Genomic DNA, 10,724 nt, shown 5'->3' with positions numbered 1-10,724 from the left:
TGGACGCCCGCCGGCATCCAACCTTTTATTTCATATAACGATATACAATTGACTCATACGGTCTTAAGTTAAGATTGGTAATATCTTTACTTGAATCTTTGTAATTTGATAATAATACTTCTTGTTTCATACCATCTAATTGAACATGAACTGGTACAGAATACGTTATTTCTTCTCCATAGAAGTTATTTATAACAAGTAATACTTCATTATTTACAGTACGTGTATACGCCCAAATGCTAGGATGATTTCCATCTAAAATAGCATATTTCCCTTCTGTAATTACATCATACGTTTTTCTAAGTTCTATTAACTTTTTATAATGATAAAATACAGACTCTTTATCTTCTAATGCTTTTTCTACGTTTATTTCTGTAAAGTTTTCAGCCACTGAAATCCAAGGTGTACTTGTTGTAAAACCACTGTTCATCTCTTCATTCCACTGCATCAGAGTACGGGAATTATCACGAGATTTTTGTTTTAAAATCCCGATAATATCTTCTTTTGATAATCCTTCTTCCAGCTTTATATCATATATATTTAACGATTCCACATCGCGATATTGCTCGATGGACTCGAATTTAGGATTCGTCATACCGATTTCTTCGCCTTGATAAATGTAAGGTGTGCCCTGCAACATATGCATAGCTGTCGCTAGCATTTTCGCAGATTCATTTCGGTACTTTCTATCATCACCGAAGCGTGACACAATACGAGGTTGGTCATGATTACACCAGAACAACGCATTCCATCCTCCGCCCTTTTGCATTTCAATTTGCCAATTAGACATAATCTCTTTTAATTTAATGAAATCAAAATTAGCTTGCGTCCACTTATCTCCATTCGGATAATCTACTTTTAAATGATGGAAACTAAACGTCATACTTAATTCATTACGCTCAGGGTTTGAATATTTGATACAATTATCAATTGTCGTAGATGACATTTCTCCAACTGTAATTACATCTTTCCCTTCAAAAACATTTCGGTTCATCTCTTGTAAATATTCATGAACGCGCGGGCCATCTGTGTAATATTTACGCCCATCACTTGTAGCAGTGGTGCCTTCATCACTTAAAAATCTTTGATCTTTTGAAATTAAGTTAATAACATCAAGGCGGAATCCTTTTACACCTTTCTCCAACCAAAAGCGCATCATATCGTACACTTCTTCACGAAGCTTTTCATTTTCCCAGTTTAAATCAGCTTGCGTCTCATCAAATAGATGTAAAAAATATTGCCCTGTTTTCTCATCATATTTCCAAGCAGATCCTCCAAATTTAGACTGCCAATTATTCTTTTCATCACGCCAAATATAATAATTTCGATACGGACTATTCTTATCTTCTTTTGCTTCTTTAAACCACTTATGCTCCGTTGAACTATGATTTACAACGATATCAAGCATGATTTCAATGTCACGTACTTTCGCTTCTTTTAAAAGCTCTTCAAACTCTTCCATCGTCCCGTAAGATGGATCAATGCTGTAATAATCACTTACATCGTATCCATTGTCATTTTGTGGTGATCGGTATATCGGTGTTAACCAAATATAATCCACTCCAAGTTCCTTTAAATAATCTAATTTCTCTGTAACTCCCTTTATATCACCGGTTTCTTTATTATAGTAACTATTAAAGCTCTTCGGATAAATTTGATAGACTACACTTTTATGCCAATCTTTCATGCTTAATTTCCTCCTACTTCTGTTTTACTCGTTTCGCAAATAACCATGTTAATGTAAATGGAATTACTACTGCGATTATCATCCCTACAATAAACATTGGAATCGATTTCGGAATGATAGAAATAAATGCTGGCAATCCGCCAATTCCGATTGCTGGTGCTAATACACCATTTAATGTAATAAATATCGCTGCTATAGCAGACCCAATAATCGCTGCATAGAACGGGAATTTATTTCTTAAATTCACACCGAACATCGCTGGCTCTGTAATACCGAAGTACGCTGAGATTGCTGATGTTGATGCCATACTTTTATCATTTTGATTTTTAGAAATCCAGAACATCGCTAGTGCCGCACTACCTTGTGCAATGTTAGAAAGAGCAATCATCGGCCAAATAAATGTACCGCCGTGCTGTGCAATTAGCTGTAAATCAATTGCAATAAACATATGATGCATTCCTGTAATTACGAGCGGTGCATATAATGCTCCAAATAATACTGCTCCAAGTACTGGTACCGTTTCATATACGCCAACTAATCCAGCCGTTAATAAATCGCCAATATGACGTGTAACTGGACCGATAATTCCTAACGCTAACACACCCGTTACAACGATTGTTGTAATTGGTACAACTAATAATTGAATTGCGTTTGGCACATGTTTCTTTAAGAAGATTTCAACTTTACTTAATACGAATGCTGCTACTAAAATGGGTAAAATTTGACCTTGATACCCTACCTTTTCAATTTGGAATAGCCCTAAAATATCGAAGTACTCAATCTTTTGTCCCTCTAAACCAGTCGCTGCTTTTCCATAATCCCACGCGTTTAATAAGGCCGGATGCACAAGCATTAATCCCATAACAATCCCTAGTATTGGACTACCACCAAAGCGCTTCGTTGCTGACCAACCAACAAGTGCCGGTAAGAATACGAATGCTGTATTGGCCATCATATTAATTAAATCCCAAAGCCCACCTAAGTTCGGATATACTTCTAATAAATTTTTCCCATCAAAAAATAAGTCCTTTGCCCCTAACAGGTTATTAATCCCCATTAGTAAACCTGCCGTAATAATTGCTGGCAAAATCGGCATAAATACATCTGAAAATACTTTTACAAACTTTTGAACTGGATTTAATTTTTTATCCCCTGAACCTTTTACGTCAGCTACTGTCGATTCTTCCATACCTGCAAGCGTTATCAATTCAGCGTATACTCGATCGACATCACCTGGACCAATTACAATTTGAAATACCCCAGCGTTATGAAACGCTCCCTTTACTAATGAAACAGACTGTAATTTATCATTATCTATTTTATTTTCATCTTTTAAAGCGATACGTAGCCTCGTTACACAGTGCGCAGCTTGTTCAATATTGTCTTTCCCACCAATATACTGCAACACTTCTTTTGCTGTTTTACGATAGTCTTTCCCCATATTCCCGTCCCTCTTTTCTTTTTTTGATACCGTTTACACTTACATATTAACTCGTATATATAAGTTAGTCAACACTCATATATATAAGTTGGTGATTTTTTATAAATAAAGAGATGGAACGATTATTTCGCTCCATCTCTTTATTTTCTTCGCGCCACATCCGAAAAGTGAAAAATATCTAAACGGTGACGTGATTCCGTATATTCGAACTGACTCCCATCGTATAAATAAGTAAAGTTTTTTACAACGACAACATAGTCTGTTCCATTTAAATCCAAATACTTTCGGTCATCCTCTGTACATGGTTGCACTTCAATTACCCGCTGTGAATAGCTAATATGTAGCCCTAATTCTTTCTCAATATATTTATAAATCGATGCAGTTGCAATTTCTCTCGTTAATCCTGGAATATATTCCGATACAAAATGGTTTATATCTAAAATTACTTTTTCTCCATCAATATTTCGTACACGTTTAATATGATTTATTTCCGTTTTTTCTTTCACGTTTAATAACTTTGCTACATCTTGTGTCGCTTTCATTTTCTCTATTTCCACGACTTCTGTAATACAATGACGTCCTAGACGTTCATTTTCTTCTTGGAAACTTACAATACCACCAAAGTTAAATTCAATGTTTTTGCGCTTTAATACAAAAACACCTTTTCCATGTATTTTTTGAACATATCCACGCTCTTGCAATAAATCTACAGCTTTTCTTACAGTACCCCTACTTGCCTCATACTGCTTCATTAATTCCGTTTCTGATGGGATTTTACATCCTTCTTTTAATTGTTTATTATCAATAGACTTGCTGATTTCTGTATAAATTTGTTCATACTTACTCATCATCTACAATAGCCCCTTGTCACCTTCTAGTTCTATATGTATTATACCACGCTATACTCTTCTGCCAATCTCTCACTTATTTTCCAGTACAAGAAAACTATAGGTAAATTTTTAGTCTCTAAAACGTATTTTTATAAATTTTTCTTTTCTTTCAAAAAAACATGTAGTATACTAACTTCAAAATCAGAGGAGAAAGGGAGCAAAGAACTATGCTTACTTATACAACAATTGTAGTTACATTTGCACAAAAACATCATCATCATACTTAACCCTTGAAACCTAGCGGAAAAATTACGCGTAGGTACAAGGGTTATTCCCGTTGTACCTACGCTTTGGCAAAGAGCCATGTAGGTATTTTTTATCTACATGGCTCTTTTTTTATTGCCAAAAATGCTAGTAAAAAATGATGTTTAAGCAAAACTTACTACAAAGGAGTTAACAAAAATGGAAACGAAAAAATGGGGATTATGGATTTTAACAGCTTTTGTTATCGGGAATATGGTTGGCGGTGGCGTATTTATGCTCCCAGCAAATTTAGCACACGTATCAGGTCCAATGGGATCTACACTGGCATGGAGTATTACAGGACTTGGTGTATTTATGATTGCACTCGTATTTGGAAATTTAGCAATTCGTAAACCAGAATTAAAAGCAGGACCACAAAGTTACGCCCAAGCAATGTTTACTTCCCAAAAGACAGGTAAAGTTGCAGGATATAGTATGGCTTGGGGATACTGGGCTGCTAACTGGGCTGCTACAGCATCTGTTATTATTTCCTTTGCTGGATATTTATCAACATTTTTTCCAGTTTTACAAAGTAAGCAAATTCTCTTTTCAATAAATGGATTTTCACTAGAACTAGGAAAAGGGTTAACTTTTCTAGTATGTAGCCTTATGTTATGGGGAATTCAATATATTCTTTCTCAAAATATTGATCGAGCTGGAAATATGAATCTTCTTGCTACCATTGCAAAAATTATCGGATTTACAATGTTTATTGTGATTACATTATTCATTTTCAACGCCTCTAATTTCGGAGACGGTCAAACATTTATGAATGAAGCTGGACAACCTATTTCGTTGGGTGGACAAATAAATTCCGCTGCTATTGCAACACTTTGGGCGTTTATCGGTATTGAGTCAGCAGTTATGCTCTCTAACCGTGCAAAATCTCAGCACGATGTTAAGAAAGCTACGATTTTCGGATTAATCATCGCTCTTCTTATTTACATGGCAATTACTCTACTAACAATGGGCGCTCTTCCACAAGACGCTTTAAAAGAGTCTCAAAAACCATTAGTAGATGCATTAAATTTAGCAATTGGTACTAAAGGTGCTTATATAATGGCCTTACTTGCACTCGTATCTTTATTCGGCTCTACTGTAGGATGGATCGTTGTTAGCTCAGAAGTACCTTACCAGGCTGCTAAAAATGGACTTTTCCCTAAGTTTTTCAGTAAAACAAATAAAAAAGGTAGTCCTTCAAAATCATTATTTATTACAAATGTGATGACGCAAATTTTCTTATTCTCAACGATTTCTGGTACTGTTTCAGAAGCATATAATTTCGCTATTGTTGTAGCGACATTAGCATATTTAATCCCGTACCTTGTTTCTACCTTGTATCAGTTAAAATTAGTTATTACGGGGGAAACGTATGATATAATGCCGGGATCTCGAATAAAAGATGGAATCATTACTGCATTAGCATTTTTATATTCCATATGGGTTATTAAAACGGGAACTGCTGATTTAAAAACATTCTTCTTAGGCATTGGTTTGTTTGTATTAGGTCTTATTCTTTATCCAGTTTTAATGAAAGATTCACAAAAAAAACAATAAAAAAGAGAAGCTTTTCGCTTCTCTTTTTTTATTAAAAATCAGTTAATAACTTTTCTTTTAGTTCCCCTATATCTAACGGTTTCGCATAATAAAAACCTTGTACAAAGTCGCAACTCATTGATTTTAATAAACTTTCTTGTTCTACCGTTTCTACCCCTTCAGCAACCACTAATAAATTTAAACTATGGGCGATTTCAATAACCGATTTTACAATCGTTCGCTCTGGTTGTGCATGATCATAATGAAACTCACGAATAAAATTACGATCAATTTTCACAATATCAAGTGGTAGTTGTTTTAAATAATATAATGAGGAATACCCTGTTCCGAAATCGTCTAAAGCGATTAAAATTCCCATACTTCTTAATTCTTGTAATGTAGCGATAATATAATCAAAATGGCGAACAGCAATACTTTCCGTTATTTCTAAAATTAAACGATTCGGAGGAAAACCAGTTCTCCTTAAGATGCTACGTACAGACAAAATAAAACGCTTCTGCATTAATTGTTGTATGGATAAATTCACAGATAACCTTAATCCTTCTTGGTAATCCGGTAATGTTTTAAACAGGCGACACGATTTTTCTAATACCCAATCTCCTAATTTTATAATAAGTCCAGATTCTTCAGCTATTGGAATAAATTCGCTTGGTGAAATAGGCCCTTCTTCTGTCATACAGCGCACTAAAGCCTCAATGCCAGTATATTTCTTCGTTTTCAAATCAATGATAGGTTGTAATGCCACATCTAATTCTTCATCACGAATTGCCTTTTGCAAAGCAAACTCGATTTTCATTCTACGATTTATTTTTGCACGTAACTCATCTGTAAAGAAACACGCCGCATTTCTTCCCTGTTCTTTCGCACTATACATAGCTAAATCCGAATTTTTCAATAGTGTTTCCACGTCTTGTCCATCTTGTGGATATGAACAAAGTCCTAGACTAGCTGAAATATATACTTCATGACCTTCAAGCATAAATGGTGCCTGAAAACATGACAATACCGATGTCGCTAACTGCCGCATCTCATCTTGTGTATGTTCTTTTGTTAACAGCACAAATTCGTCGCCACCTAGCCTAGCCAGAACATCTTTCTCTCCTAACACATAATGCAACCGTGAAGCAACTTCGCTTAAAAGTAAATCTCCTATCATATGACCTAACGTATCATTCACTAATTTAAAACGATCTAAATCAAAGTAAATCATGCCAAACTCTATTTTTTCTGCAATCATCTTATTTACAGTCGTAATTAACTGTAAACGGTTCGGTAAACTTGTTAACGCATCATGATAAGCAAGTTCCCTATAACGACTTTCGCTTAATCGTAATCTTTGTTCTGCTTCTTTCCTACTACTTATATCATTTCGAATTGCAATAAATTGATAAGGTTCTCCCTTTTCATTTAAAAATGGAACAATTGTTGTTTTAACCCAATAATACGTACCATCTTTTGCTTGATTTCGAATTTCCCCCGTCCAGACTTTTCCACTCAAAATACGCTTCCATAGGATTTGAAAAAATGCTTTCGGATGATATCCAGAATTTAAAATGCGGTGATCTTTTCCTATTAGCTCTTCTCTTTTATATTTTGAGATTTTACAAAATTTATCATTCACATATGTAATAAGACCATTTCGGTCTGTAATAGCAACAATTGAAGACTCATCTAATGCTAATTTTAAATCTTGCAATGAAGAGTCATATAATGCATGACCTCTTTGTTCTAGCATGCGCACCTCTCCTTGCTTCCTATCTGACTAAAACACAACTCGTTTCTCTTCATAGAAATAGAGATATTTCATTTTCTAACAATACGCCTTTACATAAAATGAAACTTTAATCAGTGGGGGGGGGTTGTCCATCCCCCACTGATTATTAGCCTTCACCAATCGGGCTTTTATCTCCCACCTAACTTCCTCACATTCACCGAATTTTGAGGTGGGAGTCTTACTGCCCGTTAATGCGGGATAAATCACAATTTTTTTCTAAATAGGCCGATTAAAATAACATAATATTATTTATAAAAAAAAGCAATATGGTGCTGTTTTAATTATAGTAGAAGCTTCTCATCTCTCTACTTATCTAAGCTTATTATACAGTATTCTCTTAAATTCTTTGAATTTGTAAAGTGACAATTTCATCACTATTAGCCCCTGCTCCCTACTAATACGACCTCACACCTAACCTCTTTTATTTCATTAAATGTTAAGATGTAAATCTAACTGCCGATACATAATGAAATAGAGATTAATATACAAAATGCAACGATTCACGAATAATAATATAAAGTGAAACTTTAATCAGTGGGGGTTTTGTTCACCCCAACTGATCACCAATCGGGCTTTTACGGGTAGCAGGGCTTCCACCTAACTTCTTTGTTCCAGCTGAATTTTGAGGTGGGGGTTTTACTGCCCACAAATAGCGGGATAAAGCCAAAATTTGCATTTAACATATTGAATCATAATAACAAAATATTAACATATTTTCACCTTGTTTTTGGAAATATTTTATAAATAAATTATTAAACTAAAAAAGAGGATATCCTCTTTTTTAGTTTAATACTGATATGGTATTTGCTGATAACCCGGGTATGGCATTGGATATGGTGCTGGGTATGTTACTGGGTACGGTGCTGGATAGTAGCCTCCACCTGCCGCACCCGTTAATGCGCCAGCTGTAAGCCCACCTAACATGCCTCCAGCAAAACTTCCTGGGAAAAATCCTCCGCCCCACGAGCCGCCACCCCAGCCCCATCCACCACCGTGATGATGATGATGATCATAATGATTGTGTCCTCCATGGTGATTATGCCCTCCATGGTGATTATGCCCTCCCCCACCATGATGATTACGATAATATCCTCCGTGATTTAGCATATAGTTCATTTCTCTTCCTCTCCTTTTCAATTTCCCTACTTTAATATGTGTTGTATGAATAGTAAGGATACTGTTAATAATCCGTATAGTATGGATAGCAATATCCGCCATAACCAAACGCAGGACTAAGTAAAGCCCCTTCCAGGAAAGAATCCTCCTCCTAAAAATGGAGAATGTACAAACCCACCAAATGGAAGATCGTACATTTTATTCATCCCCTTTTCTATATAAAAATGTAATAATATACTGTATGTAGGACAAATGCGGAAAGCATGGGGGAAATGTCTATATTTTGTAAAAAAAACAAAACACTTTATAATAAGAATGTCAGATTACACCTTTTATATAAGAAGTCTATATTTAAGAAAGATTTGAGGAATTTTATAGAAATGAAGAAACCTATCGTTCAATTATTATTAATATTTACAATCGTATCTATCGTTCTTTTCCTATTAAATACATCGGTTATTTCGTTATATACGTTTGTTGGTGCTCTATGGTCCATCACAATCGTAGGAATTTCATTCGTTATTTTTATCGAAAATAGATCACCCCAAAGTACCTTAGCGTGGTTTTTAGTATTAGCACTTCTTCCTGTTGTAGGTGTACTTTTATACTCTATTTTCGGGCGTAGCCGTTGGAGAAGAAAAAAACATCTTCATCGTTCAGAAGAACAAAGAAAGTTATTCCGCGAAATATTAGAAGGAAGACGACTAGAATTATCACTCACAGTCCCATTACATGAACGTTCTATACATTTAACAGAAGTCCTACAAAAATTCGGAGGCGGGCCTGCCGCAGATAGAACGACAACAAAACTTTTAACAAACGGTGATCAAACCTTTTCAGAAATTTTGAACGCAATCGAGAATGCAAAACATCACATACATATTCAATACTATATTTATAAATCTGATGAGATTGGTACAAAAGTACGAGATGCTTTAATACAAAAAGCAAAAGATGGTGTTATTGTACGCTTCCTTTATGATGGACTCGGAAGTAATACGTTAAGACGACGATTTTTACAACCTATGAAAAAAGCTGGAATTGAAATTGTCGAATTTGACCCTATTTTTTCAGCTTGGTTACTCGAGACAGTTAATTATCGTAATCACCGTAAAATCGTCATTGTAGATGGAGAAATTGGTTTTACCGGCGGGCTCAACGTCGGTGATGAATATCTTGGTCGCTCAAAAAAATTCCCTGTTTGGCGTGATAGTCATTTAAAAATAGAAGGAAAAGCATTGTATAAATTACAAGCCATCTTTCTAGAAGATTGGCTTTATGCGTCTAGTGGATTGAATACTTATTCTTGGGATCAATTTATGAATAGACACTACTTCCCAGGAAAAGAAATTCCGGATGCAGAAGGTGCGGTGCAAATTGTAGCAAGTGGACCAAGCTCAGATGATAAAAGTATTCGTAATACATTACTAGCTGTTATGGGCTCAGCCAAAAAATCTATTTGGATCGCTACACCATACTTTATTCCGGATCAAGAAACTTTAACATTATTACGCTTAAGTGCAATATCTGGCATAGATGTACGCATTTTATATCCTGGTAAGAGTGATAGTATTATTAGCGATCAAGCATCTCAATCCTATTTCACTCCACTTTTAAAAGCTGGTGCTTCTATTTACAGTTATAAAGATGGATTTATGCACGCAAAGATTGTACTCGTTGACGATAAAATTGCAACAATCGGAACAGCAAATATGGATGTACGTAGCTTTGAATTGAATTATGAAATTATTAGCGTACTATATGAATCAGAAACCGTTCATGATATTAAACGCGATTTTGAAGAAGACTTTAAACACTCCACTGAAATTAAATGGAACTCGTTCCAAAAAAGAAGTATCAAAAAACGAATATTAGAGTCCTTTATGCGACTCATTTCTCCTTTACTATAAGCAATCAATGTGATATTGATTGCTTTTTCTTTTATATTTCCCCCTTCTCCTTTTCTTTGCATACCATATTAAAACAAGTTATCATAAGATGTATTACTTTATGAAA

Annotated in this window: 7 protein-coding genes; 2 read left to right on the top strand and 5 right to left on the bottom strand. The window is 35.1% G+C overall.

Annotated features, from left to right (window positions below; all coding sequences use genetic code 11):
• Positions 1-25 precede the first annotated feature (25 nt).
• From treC to treR, 3 genes are all read right to left on the bottom strand, one after another.
• The gene (gene treC / locus LCF45_RS03205; protein WP_263894527.1) at positions 26-1,687 is read right to left on the bottom strand and encodes an alpha,alpha-phosphotrehalase; all 1,662 of its coding nucleotides are present in this window, start codon (positions 1,685-1,687) and stop codon (positions 26-28) included.
• Positions 1,688-1,700: 13 nt separating this feature from the next.
• Positions 1,701-3,128, bottom strand: coding sequence for a PTS system trehalose-specific EIIBC component (gene treP / locus LCF45_RS03200; RefSeq protein WP_002010521.1), 1,428 nt, complete (start codon positions 3,126-3,128; stop codon positions 1,701-1,703).
• Between the two features lie 140 nt (positions 3,129-3,268).
• The gene (treR, locus tag LCF45_RS03195) at positions 3,269-3,979 is read right to left on the bottom strand and encodes a trehalose operon repressor (RefSeq protein ID WP_002125187.1); all 711 of its coding nucleotides are present in this window, start codon (positions 3,977-3,979) and stop codon (positions 3,269-3,271) included.
• Positions 3,980-4,420: 441 nt separating this feature from the next.
• On the opposite strand from treR, the gene LCF45_RS03190 reads away from it, so the two are divergent.
• Positions 4,421-5,818, top strand: a complete 1,398-nt coding sequence (locus LCF45_RS03190; RefSeq protein WP_002125185.1) for an amino acid permease — start codon at positions 4,421-4,423, stop codon at positions 5,816-5,818.
• Between the two features lie 31 nt (positions 5,819-5,849).
• Here the strand turns inward: LCF45_RS03190 and LCF45_RS03185 are convergent, their stop codons facing one another.
• Both LCF45_RS03185 and LCF45_RS03180 read right to left on the bottom strand, forming a co-directional pair.
• Positions 5,850-7,553 carry a putative bifunctional diguanylate cyclase/phosphodiesterase gene (locus LCF45_RS03185; protein ID WP_002125184.1) on the bottom strand — a complete coding sequence of 568 codons (1,704 nt, stop codon included), beginning with the start codon at positions 7,551-7,553 and terminating at the stop codon, positions 5,850-5,852.
• An 825-nt stretch (positions 7,554-8,378) separates the two neighbouring features.
• Positions 8,379-8,708, bottom strand: a complete 330-nt coding sequence (locus tag LCF45_RS03180; RefSeq protein WP_002125182.1) for a hypothetical protein — start codon at positions 8,706-8,708, stop codon at positions 8,379-8,381.
• A gap of 380 nt (positions 8,709-9,088) precedes the next feature.
• Here LCF45_RS03180 and LCF45_RS03175 point away from each other — a divergent pair, with 380 nt between their 5' ends.
• The gene (locus LCF45_RS03175; protein ID WP_002169170.1) at positions 9,089-10,618 is read left to right on the top strand and encodes a cardiolipin synthase; all 1,530 of its coding nucleotides are present in this window, start codon (positions 9,089-9,091) and stop codon (positions 10,616-10,618) included.
• The last annotated feature ends 106 nt before the right edge of the window (positions 10,619-10,724 follow it).

Source organism: Bacillus sp. 41-22 (genome assembly GCF_025809295.1).
Taxonomy (GTDB): domain Bacteria; phylum Bacillota; class Bacilli; order Bacillales; family Bacillaceae_G; genus Bacillus_A; species Bacillus_A mycoides.
Note: the sequence above shows the minus strand (reverse complement) of the source record. Positions and strands in the feature narration are given on the sequence as shown.

Bases quoted from the DNA above. Each gene is read 5' to 3' on its own strand.
- treC (WP_263894527.1), bottom strand. From the start codon at position 1,687: ATGAAAGATTGGCATAAAAGTGTAGTCTATCAAATTTATCCGAAGAGC.
- treP (WP_002010521.1), bottom strand. From the start codon at position 3,128: ATGGGGAAAGACTATCGTAAAACAGCAAAAGAAGTGTTGCAGTATATT.
- treR (WP_002125187.1), bottom strand. From the start codon at position 3,979: ATGATGAGTAAGTATGAACAAATTTATACAGAAATCAGCAAGTCTATT.
- LCF45_RS03190 (WP_002125185.1), top strand. From the start codon at position 4,421: ATGGAAACGAAAAAATGGGGATTATGGATTTTAACAGCTTTTGTTATC.
- LCF45_RS03185 (WP_002125184.1), bottom strand. From the start codon at position 7,553: ATGCTAGAACAAAGAGGTCATGCATTATATGACTCTTCATTGCAAGAT.
- LCF45_RS03180 (WP_002125182.1), bottom strand. From the start codon at position 8,708: ATGAACTATATGCTAAATCACGGAGGATATTATCGTAATCATCATGGT.
- LCF45_RS03175 (WP_002169170.1), top strand. From the start codon at position 9,089: ATGAAGAAACCTATCGTTCAATTATTATTAATATTTACAATCGTATCT.